12 protein-coding genes and 1 tRNA gene are annotated in these 18066 nt (G+C 64.7%); 8 read left to right on the top strand and 5 right to left on the bottom strand.

The genetic code is table 11. The annotated features are described in order from the left end of the window. Positions 1-10: 10 nt before the first annotated feature. The 3 genes from putA (at position 11) to AC4K8G_RS02935 (ending at position 6391) form a co-directional block, all read left to right on the top strand. Complete coding sequence (gene putA, locus AC4K8G_RS02945; RefSeq protein ID WP_491732684.1) at positions 11-3127, top strand: bifunctional proline dehydrogenase/L-glutamate gamma-semialdehyde dehydrogenase PutA; 3117 nt, start codon at positions 11-13, stop codon at positions 3125-3127. Between the two features lie 211 nt (positions 3128-3338). Then, positions 3339-5051, top strand: a complete 1713-nt coding sequence (locus tag AC4K8G_RS02940; RefSeq protein WP_491732683.1) for a type I secretion system permease/ATPase — start codon at positions 3339-3341, stop codon at positions 5049-5051. After that, the gene (locus AC4K8G_RS02935; protein ID WP_491732682.1) at positions 5048-6391 is read left to right on the top strand and encodes an HlyD family type I secretion periplasmic adaptor subunit; all 1344 of its coding nucleotides are present in this window, start codon (positions 5048-5050) and stop codon (positions 6389-6391) included. The genes AC4K8G_RS02940 and AC4K8G_RS02935 overlap by 4 nt, the downstream gene beginning before the upstream one ends. Before the next feature lie 15 nt (positions 6392-6406). On the opposite strand, the gene AC4K8G_RS02930 is transcribed toward AC4K8G_RS02935, so the two are convergent. Both AC4K8G_RS02930 and AC4K8G_RS02925 read right to left on the bottom strand, forming a co-directional pair. After that, a tRNA-Asn gene (locus tag AC4K8G_RS02930) sits at positions 6407-6481 on the bottom strand. 56 nt (positions 6482-6537) lie between these two features. After that, positions 6538-7311, bottom strand: coding sequence for an NAD kinase (locus AC4K8G_RS02925; RefSeq protein ID WP_491734397.1), 774 nt, complete (start codon positions 7309-7311; stop codon positions 6538-6540). Between the two features lie 178 nt (positions 7312-7489). On the opposite strand from AC4K8G_RS02925, the gene AC4K8G_RS02920 reads away from it, so the two are divergent. Together AC4K8G_RS02920 and AC4K8G_RS02915 are read left to right on the top strand one after the other, a co-directional pair. Then, on the top strand, positions 7490-8317 hold the full coding sequence (locus tag AC4K8G_RS02920; RefSeq protein ID WP_491732681.1) for an EAL domain-containing protein: 828 nt from the start codon (positions 7490-7492) through the stop codon (positions 8315-8317). 75 nt (positions 8318-8392) lie between these two features. Further along, positions 8393-9166, top strand: coding sequence for a class I SAM-dependent methyltransferase (locus AC4K8G_RS02915; protein WP_491732680.1), 774 nt, complete (start codon positions 8393-8395; stop codon positions 9164-9166). Here AC4K8G_RS02915 and mfd read toward each other — a convergent pair. Then, complete coding sequence (gene mfd, locus AC4K8G_RS02910; RefSeq protein WP_491732679.1) at positions 9163-12663, bottom strand: transcription-repair coupling factor; 3501 nt, start codon at positions 12661-12663, stop codon at positions 9163-9165. The genes AC4K8G_RS02915 and mfd overlap by 4 nt on opposite strands. Then, complete coding sequence (locus AC4K8G_RS02905) at positions 12660-12926, bottom strand: FAD assembly factor SdhE (RefSeq protein WP_491732678.1); 267 nt, start codon at positions 12924-12926, stop codon at positions 12660-12662. Before AC4K8G_RS02905 ends, mfd begins: the two co-directional genes overlap by 4 nt. A 63-nt stretch (positions 12927-12989) precedes the next feature. Here AC4K8G_RS02905 and recG point away from each other — a divergent pair, with 63 nt between their 5' ends. Then, complete coding sequence (gene recG, locus AC4K8G_RS02900) at positions 12990-15047, top strand: ATP-dependent DNA helicase RecG (protein ID WP_491732677.1); 2058 nt, start codon at positions 12990-12992, stop codon at positions 15045-15047. Here recG and tyrS read toward each other — a convergent pair. Next, positions 15044-16255: a tyrosine--tRNA ligase gene (gene tyrS, locus AC4K8G_RS02895; protein WP_491732676.1), complete on the bottom strand. Its 1212-nt coding sequence runs from the start codon at positions 16253-16255 to the stop codon at positions 15044-15046. The genes recG and tyrS overlap by 4 nt on opposite strands. 46 nt (positions 16256-16301) lie before the next feature. Here tyrS and AC4K8G_RS02890 point away from each other — a divergent pair, with 46 nt between their 5' ends. After that, positions 16302-16841 carry a DOMON-like domain-containing protein gene (locus AC4K8G_RS02890; RefSeq protein ID WP_491732675.1) on the top strand — a complete coding sequence of 180 codons (540 nt, stop codon included), beginning with the start codon at positions 16302-16304 and terminating at the stop codon, positions 16839-16841. A gap of 9 nt (positions 16842-16850) precedes the next feature. Continuing rightward, positions 16851-18053 (top strand): exo-beta-N-acetylmuramidase NamZ family protein, encoded by a 1203-nt coding sequence (locus AC4K8G_RS02885; RefSeq protein WP_491732674.1) that lies wholly within the window; start codon positions 16851-16853, stop codon positions 18051-18053. The last annotated feature ends 13 nt before the right edge of the window (positions 18054-18066 follow it).

Genomic DNA, 18066 nt, shown 5'->3' with positions numbered 1-18066 from the left:
GCCCCTCAGCATGGGCACGATCGATCGCTCGGCTGTGCGCCGCGCCTATCGGCCCGACGAAGAGCAAGTCGTCAATGAGCGGCTTGGCCAGGCCCGCCTGAGCAAAAGCCAAAGCGGAGAAGCCGCGGTGATCGCCCGCGCGCTGGTTCAGGGCGTGCGCGCTCACAAACCCTCGGGCGTCGACGCTTTCCTGCAGGCCTACGATCTCGGATCTGATGAAGGCATCGCGATGATGTGCCTCGCTGAGGCCCTCCTGCGCATCCCGGATGCTCACACCGCCGATGAGTTGATTGCCGACAAGCTCGCGGGGCCGGATTGGTCCGAGAAGCTAGGGCGTTCGGATTCGTCCTTCGTCAACGCGGCGACCTTTTCGCTGCTGCTGACCGGTAAGGTGCTCGAAGGGGCACAAGACCGTTCCGGCAACTGGAAGGCGGCGCTGGGCCGCGCGGTCGGCCGGCTTGGCGAACCGGTTGTCAGGACCGCGGTGCGCGAGGCGATGAAGATCCTCGGCCGCAACTTCGTGTTCGGCCGGACGATCGACGAGGCTTTGAAGCGCGCGGAGCCCGAACGGCGCCAGGGCCTGAGCCACAGCTTCGACATGCTGGGCGAAGCGGCCAAGACGTTCGATGATGCTGAGCGCTATGCCGACGCTTATCGCGGCGCGCTCGATCGCATTGCCAAGGAAGCCAAGGACGGGTTCCGAAAGGACCCGGGCATCTCGGTCAAGCTGACGGCGCTTCATCCCCGCTACGAATGGAGTCACGCCGAGGAGGCGGTTGCTGCGGTCCTGCCCGTGGTCCGCGAGCTGGCGCTGAAAGCCAGCAAGGCCGATGTCCACTTCACCATCGATGCCGAGGAAGCCGACCGGCTCGAGCTTCAGATGGACGTGTTCGAGGCCCTGCTGGCCGACGATGAGCTGTTCGCAAACGGTTGGGGCGGCTTCGGGGTCGCGATCCAGGCTTATCAAAAACGCGCCGCCCCGTTGTGCGACTGGGTGATCGAAGCGGCACGCAAGCACGGCCGGCGCCTGATGGTCCGTCTGGTGAAGGGCGCCTACTGGGATACCGAGGTCAAGGCGGCCCAGGTCGGCGGCCTTCCCGACTATCCGGTGTTCACCCGCAAAGTCGCGACTGACGTGTCCTACCTGGCCTGCGCGAAAGCGCTTCTGGCCGCCGACGATGCCATTTATCCCGCCTTTGCGACCCACAACGCCAATACGATCGGCCAGATCAAGGCGCTCGCGCATGGCAAGGAGTTCGAATTCCAGCGCCTGCACGGCATGGGCGAAGAGCTGTACGAAGAGCTAGCCAAGCTCGAGAAGGGCATTGGCGACCCGCAGACCCCCGTGCGCATCTACGCGCCAGTCGGAAGCCACAAGGAGCTGCTGGCCTATCTCGTGCGCCGCCTTCTGGAGAACGGCGCAAATTCCAGTTTCGTGAACCGCATCGCCGATGAGCAGGTGTCGGTCGACGAGCTGATCAAGGATCCAGTCGCCGAGCTCGGCGCACTCAATCCTAAGCGCAATCCCAAGATCATTTTGCCCCGGGACGTCTTCGGTGCCGAGCGGCACAATAGCGCGGGCTGCGACCTGTCGGATCCGCTGGTGCGCGAGCCCTTGCTGAAGCGACTGAAGGCGCTGGAAAGCCGAAGCTGGACCGCGAAGCCGGCGATAGGGAAGGGCGAGGCACGGCCGATCACCTCGCCGCATGACCGGCGTATCAATGTCGGGACGGTCTTTGAAGCGGGTGCCGAGGACGTCGAGCGGATGGTCTGCGCGGGCCACGCCGCGCAGCAGGACTGGGACGCGCTTGGCGGCGAGGCGCGCGCACGCCTGCTCGACCGCACCGGCGACCTCTACGAAGAGCATCGCGAGGAATTCTACTCGCTGTGCATTCGTGAAGCCGGAAAAACGCTGGTCGATGCGGTGCTCGAAGTCCGCGAAGCGGTCGATTTCTTGCGCTTCTACGCGTCAGAGGCAAGGCGCCAATTCACGCGGCCGATGCCGCTTCCCGGACCGACTGGTGAGCAAAACGAGCTTCGGCTTCACGGCCGCGGCGTATTCGCGAGCATTTCGCCGTGGAATTTTCCGCTCGCGATCTTCACCGGCCTGACCGCTGCGCCGCTGGCGGCCGGCAATGCCGTGATCACCAAGCCGGCAGGGCAGACGCCGCTGATCGGCGCGCTGGCCGTCGATCTCATGCACAAAGCTGGGATCCCAAGAGATCTCGTCCAGCTTGCCCCCGGTTCGGGCCGGGTCGTCGGCGGCGCGCTGACCGAGCATCCACTCCTTAGCGGCGTGGTGTTCACGGGTTCGACAGAGACGGCGCGCACGATCAACCGCACGCTTGCGGGTCGCGATGGACCGATCATTCCGTTCGTTGCCGAGACTGGCGGACAGAATGCGATGATCGTCGATTCTTCCGCGCTTCCTGAACAGGTTACGCGTGACGTCATCTCTTCCGCGTTCCAGAGCGCCGGCCAGCGCTGCTCGGCCCTGCGCGTGCTGTTCGTCCAGGAAGATGTCGCCGACAGCATGATCCGCATGATCGCGGGGGCCATGGACGCGCTCGAGGTCGGCGACCCGGCCAAGATTTCGACCGACGTCGGCCCGGTGATCGACGAGGGCGCGAAGCAGGTCCTCGAGGAGCATCTCGGTTGGCTCGACAAGAATGCGAAGCGAATCTGCCGCCTCGAACTGCCCGCGGCGGCCAAGCAAGGATATTTCGTACCTCCGTCCTTCTATGAGATTCAGTCGCTAAGTGAATTGAATCGCGAGAATTTTGGCCCGATCCTGCATGTCGTTCGATTTGCCGGCGACAAGCTGCCCGAGGTGGTCGAGGCGATCAACAAAACCGGATACGGCCTGACGATCGGTCTCCAGAGCCGGATCGACACCGTGCGCGATTATGTCGAGGAGCATGCGCGGGTCGGGAATTTCTACGTCAACCGCAACCAGATCGGCGCGGTCGTGGAAAGCCAGCCGTTTGGCGGCGAAGGCCTGTCAGGCACGGGCCCGAAAGCCGGCGGCCCGCATTATGTTGCGCGTTTCGCGACCGAGCGCGTCACCTGCATCGATACGACCGCGGCCGGCGGCAACGCTTCCCTGATGGCCGCGCTCGACGGTTGAACCATCCCGGCGGCCGCCTGGACAAAAGGGCGGCGGACCGGTCGTCCGGATGGACGCCAGCGTCTGCTTTGCCTTGATTTTATTCAGGAAATAGTGGCTTAAGGCGCCTCTTCGCGCAAAGCTGACTTTCGGGGTGGGATTTGGATGAGCATCGAAGCGGAGGCCGGTTTTGACCTCCTCGCCTAGCCGTGAGACAACCTTCCTGGCGAAGATGGCGGGAGTCGAACAACTGCCGCCGATGATCGTCGATGCGCTCCAGCAGTGCCGCCGGCATTTCATGGCCGCGGCAGGGTTCAGCCTGCTGATCAACATCCTCTACCTCGCGCCGACCTTGTACATGCTCCAGGTCTACGATCGGGTGGTACCGACCGGCGGTAAGCTCACCTTGCTGTTCATCACCCTGGCGCTGGCGTTCGCGCTCCTCGCGCTGTCGGCGCTCGACATGGTTCGCAATCGCCTTCTCGTACGCGCGAGCCAGCGGCTCGATGCGCTGCTTGCGCCGCAGATCCTGCGCCAGATGATGGCTACGGATTCCGGCGCCGCCGGCCAGGCGATGCGGGACTTCGATTCGATCCGCACGACGATGGCCTCGCCCGTGATCGCCGCGATGTTCGACGCGCCATGGACGCCGGTCTTCCTGCTGGTCGCCTTCATGCTCCATTTCTGGATCGGCGTGTTGGCCGTGGCCGCGGCGGCCCTCCTGGTCACGATCGCCTGGCTGAACCAGCGGGCAACCAAGACCCGGATGGAGATTGCCAGCTCGGCGATGGCCTCGGCCCACAATTCGCAACAGGCCGCGGCGACGCATGGCACGACGATCAAGGGCCTCGGCATGACGCAAGCGATGGTCGCGCGTCAGCTCGATCACCGGCGGATCGCGATCGCCAACATGATCCATGCCCAGTTCGCGGGCAGCCAGCTGACAGCAACCAGCAAGTTCTTCCGTCTGTTCGTCCAGTCCGCCGCGCTGGGACTCGGCGCCTTGCTCGCAATCGCCGGCTATATCTCGGCGGGCGCGATCATTGCTTCGTCGGTCCTTCTCAGCCGCGCGCTCCAGCCGATCGAAAGCATCATCGGCGCCTGGTCATCGCTCGCGTCGACACGCGCCGCCCTGCAGCGGCTCACCCGCGCTTTCGAGGCGGTCGGCGAGCAGCGGTTTTACACCGCGCTGCCCGAGCCCAAGGGCCTGATCGACGTCGAAGAGGTCGGCATGCGGGGCCGGGACGCGAAGCCGATCCTCATCGGCCTCAACTTCAAGGCGGAGCCGGGCAAGATTCTCGGCATCATCGGCCCCAGCGGATCGGGCAAGACGACCTTGGGCAAGATCATGGTCGGGGCGCTTGCGCCAACGGTCGGCGCGGTTCGCATCGACGGCGCCCGCCTTAGCGATTGGGACCAAGACGAGCTCGGCAAGCACATCGGCTACATGCCGCAGGAATCGTCGCTGTTCGAAGGCACCATCAAGGAAAACATCTCCCGCTTCGATCGGGCTCGCAACGACGATGAAGCCAAGGCGATCGATAAGGCCGTCATCGCTGCGGCGAAGGATGCCGGCGTGCATGAAATGATCCTGCAATTGCCCCAAGGCTACGATACCGCGCTCGGGTTGATGGGGGCTGGACTGTCGGCCGGTCAGTCGCAGCGCATCGCATTGGCGCGGGCCCTCTACGGCGATCCCGCGGTCGTGGTTCTCGATGAGCCCAATGCCTTCCTCGACCAGTCAGGCGAGACGTCGCTGATCGCCGCCCTCACCAAGGCGCGCAAGCGCGGCGCTACGGTGATCGTGATCGCTCATCGCCGGGGCGTGCTGGAGGCGGCGGACCGGCTGCTCGTGCTCGATGAGGGTCGTCCCAAGATGATCGGCCCCGCCGCGGAGGTCGTGGCTCGCCTTACCGGGCCCAAGAATGCGGAGAATGCGGCATGAGCGACGCATTGGTCTTGAGCGGCCTTCCCGAAACCGACGCCGGCGACCCGCAGCGCGAGATCCGCACCGGAATCCGGATCGCGATTGCCTTTTTCGTGATTTTCCTCGGTTGGGCTGCGTTGATGCCGCTCGATGCCGGCGTCAACGCCGCCGGACAAATCGCGGTCATGGGCAACCGCCAAAGCGTTCAGCACCGCGATGGCGGCGTCGTGTCCGCGATCCATGTCCACGAGGGACAGCATGTTCGCGCGGGCGACGTGCTGGTCGAGCTGTCCGCACCGGAGCTGAAAGCCTCGGAGCGAGCGCTCACCAGCGACTATCTGACCCTGCTTGCCCAGCGGGCGCGGTTGATGGCGGAACGGAGCGGCCAGCGGAGCTTCGCCGCGCCGCCCGAATTCGCTTCGATCCCGGTCGAAGATCGCGACCTTGCCGACCAGGCGCTTTCGCTGCAGCGATCGGAGATGCAGGCCCGGGCCGGATCGGATTCGGCCCAGAAATCCGTGCTTGGGGAGCGTGCGGGCCAGCTCCGCGAGCAGCAGGGCGGCTACGTCAAACAGCGCGAATCATTGAAGCGCCAACAGGTGCTCATCCAGCAGGAGCTGGACGGCCTGATGTCGGTCGCGGCCAAGGGCTATGCGTCGATGAACCGGGTTCGCCAGCTTCAGCGCGCACAAGCCGATCTACAGGGCCAGGAAGCCGCCATGACCGCCGAATATGCGCGCGCTGGCGAGGGCATTGGCGAGACTCGGATGCAGTCGCTCTCGGTCACCCGGGGCCGGCTCGAGTCGATCGAATCCGACCTCAAGGACACCCAGGCCAAGCTTTCAGAAACGCTGCCCAAGCTGGTCGCGACGCGGCAGCAGCTCGAGCAGTCGCAGGTGCGCGCGCCGGTGACTGGGCAAGTCGTTGGTCTCACGGTCTTCACCGTCGGCGGCGTCGTTCGGCCTGGCGACACCTTGATGGACGTGGTCCCCGACGGGAAGGAGCTTGTCGTCCGGGTCAACCTCAACCCGACTGACGCGGATGATGTCTACGTCGACCAGCCCGCGCAGGTTCGGTTCGTCAGCGTCCATAATCGCTCGTTGCCACTATTCACTGGCAAGGTTCGGACGGTTTCGGCGGACAGCTTCACCGATGAAAAGAGCGGGCGCTCCTACTTCCGGGCGGAAATCGTGGTGCCGGAGGCCGAGATGAACAAGGTCCGCTCCGTCCTCGGCAACGGCGAGCTTCGTCCGGGCTTGCCGGTCGAGGCTGTCCTGACGGTTCGGAAACGGACCGCGCTGCAATATCTGATGGAGCCGCTGACCGGCGCGCTTTGGCGCTCGGGCCACGAGGACTGACGTCTATCAAGAAAATGGCTCCCCGGGCCTGATTCGAACAGGCGGCCGTCCGATTAACAGTCGGATGCTCTACCGCTGAGCTACCGGGGAGCAGCCCCAAAGGGCAGCGCGGGCTAGATAGCGAAGCTCACCCCAAACGCAAGCGGTTAGGTGGCAAATTGCTCCATCGCGATCCGCTCGTCGAGCGCATGCTCCGGGTCGAACAGGAGGGTTAGCGACCGCTCCCGATCCAGGCGGATTTCCACCTTCGCGACGTCGCGGACCTCGATCTGGTCGGCGACCGCAGAAACCGGCCGGTTTTCGGCCTCGAGAATGCGTAGGCAGACGGCCGTGTCGTCCGGCAGGATCGCGCCTGACCAGCGCCGCGGGCGGAACGGACTTATCGGGGTTAGCGCCAGCATCTTGGCCGCAAGCGGCAGGATCGGGCCGTGCGCGGAGAGATTGTAGGCGGTCGAACCTGCTGGCGTCGCCACCAGTACGCCGTCACAGGCGAGCTCGGGCAGCGCGACGCGGCCGTTTACGCTGATCTCGATCTTCGCCGTTTGGCGGGTCTCGCGAAGCAGGGAAACTTCGTTGATCGCGGCGTGGACGTGGGTTTCGCCGCCGACGGTGGTTGCTCGCATCTCCAATGGAGCGACGCGGATAGCCTTGGCGCGAGCGATCCGGTCCGCGAGATTGTCCATCCGCCATTCGTTCATGAGGAAGCCGACGGTTCCCCGGTTCATCCCGAACACCGGCCGCGCGCTGTTTTCCTCCAGCATGGTGTGGAGCGTCTGGAGCATGAAGCCGTCGCCGCCGAGCGCGACCAATGTCTCGGCCCCTCCCGCGTCGGCGAAGGAGTAGCGCTTGCGGAGCAGCTTCTCCGCGGCGCGCGCGACCTCCGTGTGCGATGACAGCACGCCGATGCCAAGGCTCGACAAATCGGCAACGCGGCTAGTGCGCGGGTGAGGCCCGTCTGCGCTCAACAAATGTTCCTTCCGGCCGCCTCGATTGCTCCTGAAGATAGGGATTTAAACGGCTAAGGTCACTGTCCCGTTTCGGGCCGCGGCTGGGATGGACGGTTCCTCCATAATGGATTGAACGTTACCCCTCATCTCTATGCTGAAGTGGGACAGCATCAGTGCTTGGGGGCGGGGTGGGCCGAGGGCAACGGCGCGCCCTGCTCTCGCGTGCGACTGGATCCTCGAGTCCGCAATCTCCCACGAACAGATCGAGGTCCAGTTCCAACCCCTGATCGAGCCGCGCACCGGCCGCGTCGTAGGCGCGGAAGCGCTCGCGCGCTCGACGATCGCCAACTCCGCGGACGAACTGTTCGCCCGCGCATCCGCCGCCGGCCTCGACGAGCGCCTGTCGCGCCTCGTGCAGAAGAAGGCGCTGCGCAGCGCCGCGATCTGGGAGGGCCCGCTCAAGGGTTTGAGGGTCTCGCTGAACCTGCTTCCGCAGGAAATCTCAAGGCCGGGCTATGACCAATGGCTGCTCGACGAGATGGGCGCCGTTGGCATTGTTCCCGATCGCGTCACGGTCGAGATTACCGAGAGCGTGTTGCTCGTCGGCCGCGAAGCGGTCGCCGAACGCCTCTCACGGCTTCGCGACGCGGGCGTCAGCATCGCCGTCGACGACTTCGGCACCGGCTATTCGAGCCTCGCCTACCTCACCACCTTGCCGCTCGACATGATCAAGATCGACCGCGGGCTGATAACCGACCTCGTCGGGGGAAGCCGCGACCGCATCGTGGTCAAGGCAATGATCCGGCTTGCCCGTGAGCTCGACTTGAAGGTTGTCGTAGAGGGTGTCGAAAGCCCGGGACAGCTCGCCTTGCTCGCCGATTGGGGCTGCGACCTCTATCAGGGGTTCCTCGGCGCGGGGGTGCTTACCCAGGATGAATTCATGCGCTTTGTCGCCACCGCCGAGATCCTTGCAGCCTAAAGTTTCCCTCAAGCTTTCCTAAGGGGCGTTGCCGGTGCGGCAGCGCCATGCTTCGCTGCGCCAACGGAGTAGCTCATGCGGTCACTGACACTATGGTTGGCCTTTGCGGCGCTGGCGTTGGCCGGCTGCAAAAAGGCGGAAGTTTCGGCAAGCGCCTTTTCACAGGCCGCACTAGACAAGGCGCTTGCCGATCCAGCCCGCAAATCGCAGGCCGACGCCGCTGACGCCCGGCGCAAACCTGGCCCCCTGATCGCGCTCGCTGGGGTCGCGCCCGGCGACAAGGTCTTGGACCTGATTCCGGGCAGCGGATACTGGACCCGGATATTCTCGAAAATCGTCGGTCCCGAAGGCAAGGTCTACGCGGTTTGGCCGCAAGCTTATGCGCGTTTTGCGATGGGCAATGTCCAGGACATGCAGAAGCTGTCAGCGGACAAATATTACGGGAATATTGTGACGCAGGTTCAACCGAGCGCGGTGCTGAGCGCTCCGGAGCCGCTCGATGTCGTGTGGACCTCGCAAAATTATCACGACTATCCGGACGAATATATGGGCAAGGACGCCGACCCGAACCTGCTAAACAAGGCGGTGTTCAAGATGCTGAAGCCGGGCGGCCGGTATATGATCATCGACCATATGGCGAAGGCGGGACGTGGCATGGCCGACACCGAAAAACTCCACCGGATCGACCCGGCGACCGTTCGCAGCCAGGTCGAGGCAGCCGGATTCAAGTTCGCCGGCGAGAGCGAAGTGCTGAACAATCCTGCCGACCCGCTCGACATCCCGGTGTTCGACAAGTCGATCCGCGGCCACACCAGCCAGTTCGCCTACAAGTTCGTAAAGCCGCTCTAGGCTGGTTCGAGCTCGCTGTTCGCTTTCTCGCCAGCTGCAGCGACGCGCGACAGGCCGCGCGAAAGCTGCAATGCGCCATCGAGGCGCGCCTCGGGCGTCGGCCAGTTGCGCGAAACGACGAGCTTGCTGTCCGGACGCAGTTTCGCGGCGCCCTTGAGCCGGTCGATATAGCCAAGCAGGCCCGGCAAATCCTTGAAGCCGCCGTCGGCGAATGTGACGACCGCACCGCGTGCTCCGGTATCGAGCTTGGCGACCATCGCGGCGCGGCAATTAAGCTTCACCTCGACGATTTTCATCAGGTTCGAAGTTTCGCTCGGCAACGCGCCGAAGCGGTCGATGAGCTCGGCAGCGAAGGCGTCGATCGCCTGGCGGTCCTCCAGCTCGCCGAGACGGCGATAGAGGCCCATGCGCAGGTCTAGGTCGGGCACATAGGTTTCCGGGATCATGATCGGCGCATCGACGCTGATCTGCGGCGTAAACTCGTCGCGCTGCGGCACGCCGCCCGCCTTCTGCTCGACGATCGCGTCCTCGAGCATCGACTGGTAGAGCTCGAACCCAACCTCCTTGATGTGGCCCGATTGCTCGTCGCCAAGGAGGTTGCCCGCGCCGCGAATGTCGAGGTCATGGCTCGCGAGTTGGAAGCCCGCGCCAAGACTGTCGAGGTCGGCGAGCACCTGAAGGCGCTTTTGAGCCGCCTCCGTGATCGAGCGGTCCGCCGGCATCGTCAGATAGGCGTAGGCGCGGGTCTTCGACCGGCCGACACGGCCTCGTAACTGGTAGAGCTGGGCGAGGCCGAAGCGGTCCGAGCGATAGACTATGAGCGTGTTGGCGCTCGGGATGTCGAGCCCGCTTTCGACGATCGTGGTCGAAAGCAGGACATCATATTTGCGGTCGTAGAAGGCGCTCATCCGCTCCTCGACCTGGGTCGCGCTCATCTGGCCGTGGGCGGTGACCACTTTCACTTCCGGCACCTGCTCGCTGAGCCATTCCTCTATCTGCGGCAAGTCGGCGACGCGCGGCACCACGAAGAAGCTCTGCCCACCGCGGAAATGCTCGCGCAGCAGCGCCTCGCGCAGCACGACGCCATCGAACGGGGTGACGTAGGTGCGCACGGCGAGACGGTCGACGGGCGGCGTCTGGATCACGCTGAGGTCGCGCAATCCCGACATGGCCATCTGCAGGGTTCGCGGGATCGGGGTCGCGGTTAGGGTCAGGACGTGGACGTCAGTCTTGAGCGCCTTCAGCCGCTCCTTGTGCGCAACGCCGAAATGCTGCTCCTCGTCGACGATTACGAGGCCCAGGCGCTTGAACTCGATGCTCTTCCCCAGGATCGCGTGGGTGCCGATGACGATGTCGATCGTGCCGTCGGCAACGCCTTCCTTGGTCTTCTTGGCTTCGGCAGCGGGAACGAGGCGCGAGAGCCGCCCGACCTTCAGCGGGAAGCCCTGAAGCCGTTCGACGAAGTTCGAATAATGCTGACGGGCCAGAAGGGTGGTCGGGCAAATGAGTGCAACCTGCTTGCCCGACATTGCCATCACGAACGCGGCGCGAAGCGCGACTTCGGTCTTCCCGAACCCGACGTCGCCGCACACCAGCCGATCCATCGGCTTGCCCGCTTCGAGGTCGCTCAGCACATCCTCGATCGCGCGCTCCTGGTCGTCCGTTTCCTCATAGGGGAAGCGGTCGACGAATTGCGGGAAGGCGCTGTCCGGCTGGGCGATGACGCCGGCGCGGGTTGCGCGCATCGCTGCAGTCTTGATGAGCTCGCCCGCGATCTCGCGGATCCGCTCCTTCATCTTCGATTTGCGCCGCTGCCAGGCCTCGCCACCGAGGCTGTCGAGCGTCACGCCTTCGCTCTCGCTGCCGTAGCGGCTCAAGAGCTCGATATTCTCGACCGGGACGTAGAGCTTGTTGCCGCGCGCATATTCGAGCGCGACGCAGTCGTGGGGGACTTTGCTGACAGGAATCTGGGTCAGGCCCTCGTAGCGGCCGATGCCGTGGTCGGCGTGGACCACCAGGTCGCCCGGGGACAGCGTCGCAAGCTCCTGCAAGAAGGCGGCCGCGGCCTTGCCTTTCTTTCGACGCCGTACGAGCCGATCGCCGAGCATGTCCTGCTCGGTAAGGACTGCGACTTCGGGCGTGGTGAAGCCGTGGTCGAGCGGAAGCACCAGCAGGGTCGGCTGGGTCTTGCTGCCGAGCGCTTCCTGCCAGCTGTCGGCTTGCTTTTGGGCCTTTACGCCATGGTCGTCGAGGAGGCCGCTCAGGCGTTCCCGCGCGCCCTTGGTGTAGCTTGCGAGCACGACCTTGTGACCGCTCTTGCGCAGCGCGGCGACATGCGCCGCAACGGCTTCGTAGACATTGGCCTGCTTGGTACGCTCGGGCGCGAAATCGCGCGCGGTCTCGACCCCGAAGTCGATGATCCGCTCGCTGTCCGGCTCGGGGAAGGACGACGCGAGGTGGATCGGCCGCTCGGCGACGAACCCGTCCCACTCATCCCTGGCGAGGTAGAGCGCGCCGGGTTCGAGCGGGCGATAGCTGCCCGGCTCGGACTGCATCGCGCGGACGCGGTTCTGATAATAATCGTCGATGGCCTCGCGCCGAGCCTCGATCGCTTTATCGGCGCCCGAATCGCGCAAGATGAGGTCGTTCTCGCCTAAATGATCGAACAGCGTCTCGAGCCGCTCCTCTAGGAACGGAAGCCAATGCTCCATCCCGCTCATTCGCCGGCCGTCCGAGATGGCCTGGTAAAGGGGGTCCTGGGTGGCGTTCGCGCCGAACTTTTCGCGATAACGCGATCGGAAGCGCTTAATCGACTCCTCGTCGAGCAGGGCTTCGGAGGCGGGCATCAGAGTGAAGGCCTTGGCCTTGTCGGTCGATCTTTGGTCGCTCGGGTCGAAGCGGCGCAGGCTGTCGATCTCATCGCCGAAGAAATCGAGGCGCAGCGCCATTTCCTCGCCCGCCGGGAACAGGTCGATGAGCGATCCGCGAACCGCATATTCGCCATGCTCCGCGACGGTGTCGCTACGCTGGTAGCCAAGCGCATTGAGCTGATCGATCAGGGCCTCGCGGTCGATCCGCTCGCCCTCGGCGATCCGGCGCGTGAGCTGGCGCACGCGGAACGGCGTCAGCATCCGCTGCGTGGCAGCTGCGGCCGTGGTGATCAAAACCTGGGGCTTATCCTGCTTCGCCTGGAGCGCGTTGAGCGTCGCCAATCGCTCCGCGGTAACGCGAAGGGCAGGGGATGCGCGGTCGTAGGGCAGGCAGTCCCACGCCGGCAGCGTGAGAACTTCGACTTCGGGTGCGAACAGCGGAACGGTGTCGGCAAGCGCGCGCATTGCGGCTTCGTCGGCGACGATCGCTACGGCGCGGCCACTCCTGCTCGACCCATGCGCGGCGCGGGCAAGGTCAGCCGAAAGCCAGGGCAGGAAGCCGGTTGGAACGCCGGCGAGGGTCAACGGCTGATCGGCGCGAAGGACGCGCTGCAGTGGCTCGCTCATCGCAAAATCCGAACGTAGTCGAGCTTCTTCAGCGCAGCGATCATGGGCCCATCGAAGCGCGCCGGCGGCTCCGCGGTTCCGTGCGCCCAGGCCATGATGTCGACATCCTGTTCCTCGAGCATGGTCTCGAACAGCGCGCGTTCGTCAGAATTCCACGCTGCGTGATGCGCGTCGAAGAACCCGCCGATCAGCAAATCGGCTTCCTTGGTGCCGCGATGGTGCGCGCGCCAGTGAAGGCGTTTGAGGTCCGCGTCGGATGGCATGGGCGCGATGTAGTCATTCTCGCGCCTCATTGCGAGCGGCGAGAGAGGCGCTAACAATCACGCATGCGCCCGGAAATTCTCAACCCGCTCTTCGCCGAGGTGGAGGCGTTGAAGGGCGTCGGGCCGCAACTCGCCAAGCTGTTGAAAAAGCTCAACCTGACCCGGGCCGTCGACCTGCTTTATCACCTGCCAACCGGCTCCATCGAGCGGGTGAGGGCGCCGGCCGCCAGCCCGGCTCTGCTGGGTCGCAACGTTATTCTCGACCTGACGCCGTTCGACACGCGCCAAAGTCGTTCGGGTCGCGGGCCGATGCGAGTCTTGGCTTCGGACGGCGACGGCAACAGCATCAGCCTCATCTATTTCAACAATCCAGGCTGGGCGAAGAAGAGCCTGCCGATGGGCCAGGTACGAACCGTCTCCGGCAAGCTCGAGGCCTATGGCGACGAGTGGCAGATCATCCACCCGGATGTAAGCGAACCGGGCAAGGGACCGGCGCCGATGATCCGCGAGCCGGTCTATCCACTGACCGAAGGGCTCACCAATCGCCGGATCGGCGAACTCGTTCGCGAAGCCCTCGAACGCGCGCCGGAGTTTCCCGAATGGATCGAGGCTGGTCTCGCGTCGAAAGAGAATTGGCGCGATTGGCGCACGTCATTGGCGGAGGCACATCGCGAACCTGCATCGGAAGCGCGTCAGCGCCTCGCTTACGATGAGATTTTCGCGAACCAGCTGGCGCTGCTGCTTCTTCGGCAGTCGCAACGTCGGCGGCGCACGAATCCGCTCGGAGGCACGGGCGACCTGATCGGTCGGTTGAAATTGCCCTACCAACTGACGGGCGCGCAGCGACGGGTGATCGAGGAGATTCGCGGCGACCTGTCGCAGTCGACGCCGATGTTGCGGCTGCTTCAAGGCGACGTCGGATCGGGCAAGACCCTGGTCGCGCTGATGGCAATGCTCTCGGCGATCGAAAGCGGCGCGCAGGCCGCGTTGCTGGCGCCGACCGAAATCCTTGCGCGCCAGCATCATGCGACCCTGCTCGGCCAGCTCGACAGCATCGGCGTTCGCGTCGCGATCCTCACCGGCCGCGAGAAGGGCAAGGCGCGCGATAGCGTGCTGATGGGCCTCGCCGACGGATCGATCGACCTGCTGGTCGGCACCCACGCCATTTTCCAGGAAAAGGTCGCCTACAGGAATCTCGGCCTCGCCGTGATTGACGAGCAGCACCGCTTCGGCGTTTCGCAGCGCTTGTTGCTCACATCCAAGGCCGAGCATCCGCCGCATTTGCTGGTGATGACCGCGACGCCGATCCCGCGCACGCTGACCCTCACCCAATATGGCGAGATGGACGTGAGCCGGATCGACGAGATGCCCCCCGGCCGGACGCCGGTCGAAACGCGGGTCATCAGCGAAGAACGATTGGCGGAAGTCGTCGACGGGTTAGGGCGGCATATCGGCGCCGGCGGCCAGGCCTATTGGGTGTGCCCGCTAGTCGAGGAAAGCGAGAAATCCGACGCGGCCGCCGCCGAGGAACGCGCCCGCATCCTCAAGCAACGCTTTGGCGAGGATCGGGTGGGCCTGGTTCACGGACGAATGAAGGGACCCGAAAAGGACGCAGTGATGGCGCGCTTCGCCGGCGGCGAGCTTGCTGTGCTGGTCGCGACCACGGTGATCGAGGTCGGCGTGGATGTGCCCAATGCCACCCTGATGATCGTCGAGGGCGCCGAGCGCTTCGGTCTCGCCCAGCTTCACCAGCTCCGCGGGCGCGTGGGCCGTGGGTCGGGAAAGAGCACCTGCCTGCTGATCCGCGGTCAGAACCTTACGGAGGTCGGTCGTGCGCGCCTGTCCCTGATGCGCGAGACCAATGACGGCTTCCGGATTGCAGAGGAGGATCTGCGGCTGCGCGGCCCCGGTGAGATTCTCGGCACCCGGCAGTCGGGCGAAATGGCGTTCCGCGCCGCTACGCCGGAGCTGGTCCAGGAATTCGCGCCGATCGCGCAGAGCGATGCGCAATTGCTGCTCGACCGCGACGGTGGCCTTGCGAGCGAACGCGGGCAGGCGGCCCGCACCTGCCTCTATCTATTCGAGCGCGACCAGGCGGTCGGGCTGATCCGGAGCGGCTAAGGCGTAAGCAGCCCGTGCCTCTTCTTGCCGAGGCTGAGCTTGCCCTCCGTCACGACTGACGCGGGGTCGCTGACGACCTCATCGTTCAGACGAACGGCCCCCTCGGCGATCTTGCGCTTCGCTTCGCCATTCGAGGCGCAGAACCCAAGACCGGTCAGCGCCGCGAGGATCGGCATCCCACCGCCGGTCGACAGCGTTGGCAGATCGGCGCCGGCGCCCCCACTCTCGAAGGTGGTCTTTGCCGTTTCCTTGGCCGCGGTCGCGGCGTCACGCCCGTGAAGCATTGCGGTGGTTTCCGTCGCCAGCACGATCTTGGCGTCGTTGATCTCCGCGCCGGGGAGACTTTCCAGCTTCGCGATCACGTCGAGCGGCAGGTCGGTGAACAGGCGCAGGAACCGGCCGACGTCGGCGTCCGCCGTGTTCCGCCAGAACTGCCAGTAATCGTAGGGGCTCAGCATCTCGGCGCTGAGCCACACCGCGCCTGCGGCCGTCTTGCCCATCTTCGCGCCGTCGGCCGTGGTGATCAGCGGCGAGGTGACACCATAGACTTCCGTGCCATCGATCCGGCGCGACAACTCAATCCCGTTGACAATATTTCCCCACTGGTCCGATCCCCCGAGCTGCAACCGGCATCCGACCAGCCGCGACAGCTCGAGAAAGTCGTAGGCCTGGAGGATCATGTAGTTGAATTCCAGGAAGGTCATCGGCTGCTCGCGGTCGAGCCGAAGCCGCACGCTGTCGAAGGTCAGCATCCGGTTGATGGTGAAGTGCCGCCCGACGTCGCGCAGGAAGTCGATGTACTGAAGCTGGTCGAGCCACTGCGCATTGTTCATCATCACGGCGTCGGTCGGGCCGTCGCCGAAGGTCAGGAAATGCTCGAACACCCGGCGGATGCTGGTGATGTTGGCGTCGATCTGCTCAGCCGAAAGAAGCTGGCGCCCCTCGTCCTTGCCGCTCGGATCGCCGACCTTGGTCGTGCCCCCGCCCATCAGGACGATCGGCTTGTGCCCGGCCTGCTGGAGCCGCCGAAGCTGCATGATCTGGACAAGGTTGCCGACGTGGAGCGACGGCGCGGTCGCGTCGAACCCGATGTAGCCGGGAATGACCTCCTTTTGAGCGAGCGCGTCGAGCGCCGCCGTGTCGGTGACCTGGTGAATGTACCCACGCTCATCGAGGAGCTTGAGCAAGGACGAACGATATTCGGTCATGATGGCCGCTTAGCGTCTGGCTTCGCGCGCTGCTACTGTCGCGCCAATGCAATTCACCCTTCTGCCCCATCCGGCCACGCCGCCATCCGACCCGGCGCTCAAACTATGGGTGACTGTCGAGCACATGGCCTCGCTCGCGGCGGTGGCGACCACGAACATCTGGTTCGGCATTGGCGCGCCGGCCGATCGATTCGTCATCGCAGAACCATTGGCTGAGCCGGGGCGGGTGGACGAACTGTGGAAGACCACCTGCTTCGAAGCTTTCCTGCGGCCGCTTGGCGAGCAGGCCTATACCGAATGGAATTTCGCCCCGTCCGGAGAATGGGCCTCGTACAATTTCAGCGCTTATCGTGAGGATATGGCGCCCGCGGAGGTCGATGCAGCGCCCTACGTTCGTGTAGAGGACAATTTCACCTGGTGGGCGCTGGGGGCGACCATTGCCCTCCCGGCGGACGCGAATTGGGAGCTTGGGCTGTCGGCAGTCCTCGAGGAAAAAGGCGGGACCAAATCCTATTGGGCGCTGGCTCATGGCGGCGACAAGCCGGATTTCCACGACCCCGGTTGCTTCGCTGGGCGGCTCCCTTAAGCAAAGCCCATGACCTCGTTTGGAATTGATCGCCTGCTTGCCGAGCCCGAATTGCGCAAGCCGCTTGAGGGGAAGCGGGTCGCGCTGCTCGCGCACCCCGCGTCAGTCACCCAGGACCTGACCCACAGCCTGGATGCGCTGGTGGCCTCAGGCCTGAGCATGAGCGCCGTTTTCGGTCCGCAGCACGGTGTCCGTGGCGATCTCCAGGACAATATGATGGAGTCGCCGGATTATACCGATCCGACCTACGGGATGACGGTGTTCAGCCTCTACGGCGAAGTTCGCCGCCCGACCGGGCAGTCGATGGGCACGTTCGACACGATCCTGATCGATCTGCAGGACCTCGGCTGCCGCATCTATACCTACGTGACGACGTTGCTTTACGTGCTCGAAGCCGCCGCGGAGCACGGGAAGAGCGTGTGGGTCCTCGACCGGCCCAACCCCGCTGGGCGCCCCGTCGAAGGCACGACTTTGCGCGAGGGATGGGAGAGCTTCGTCGGTGCCGGTCCCATGCCGATGCGGCACGGCCTTACCCTGGGCGAGCTCGGGCGTTGGTTCGTCGACCATTTCAAGCTCGACGTCGATTATCGCGTGATCGAAATGCTCGGCTGGCGTCCCAACGAAGCGCCGGGCTTCGGTTGGCCGGCGGAGCGGGTTTGGATCAACCCGAGCCCGAATGCCGCGAACCTCAATATGGCACGCGCCTACGCAGGAACGGTGATGCTTGAAGGAACGACGCTGAGCGAGGGCAGGGGGACAACCCGCGCGCTCGAGCTGTTCGGCGCGCCGGATCTCGAGCCGCGGGAGCTTGCTGCGGAGATGGAGCGCATTGCGCCGCACTGGCTCGCCGGTTGCAAGCTTCGCGACATCTATTTCCAGCCGACCTTCCACAAGCATCTGGGCGAGTTGTGCCGCGGGCTCTTCATTCATGCCGAGGGCCCATTCTACGACCATGAGGCATTCAAGCCGTGGCGGCTCCAGGCGCTCTCGTTCAAGGCGATCCGCAACCTTCAGCCCGATTATGACCTGTGGCGCGATTTTCCGTACGAATATGAATTCGACAAGCTCGCGATCGACGTGATCAACGGTTCGACGCTGTTGCGCGAATGGGTCGATGACCGGGCGTCCGAACCGGGCGATCTCGATGCCGCGGCCCAGCCCGATGAGATCGGCTGGTCTGACCAAACAAGCCGTTACCGTCTGTATGATTGATACGCTCTCGAAG

This window comes from Sphingomonas sp. SP3 (assembly GCF_058514305.1).
This window is presented reverse-complemented; position numbering and strand designations above follow the sequence as displayed.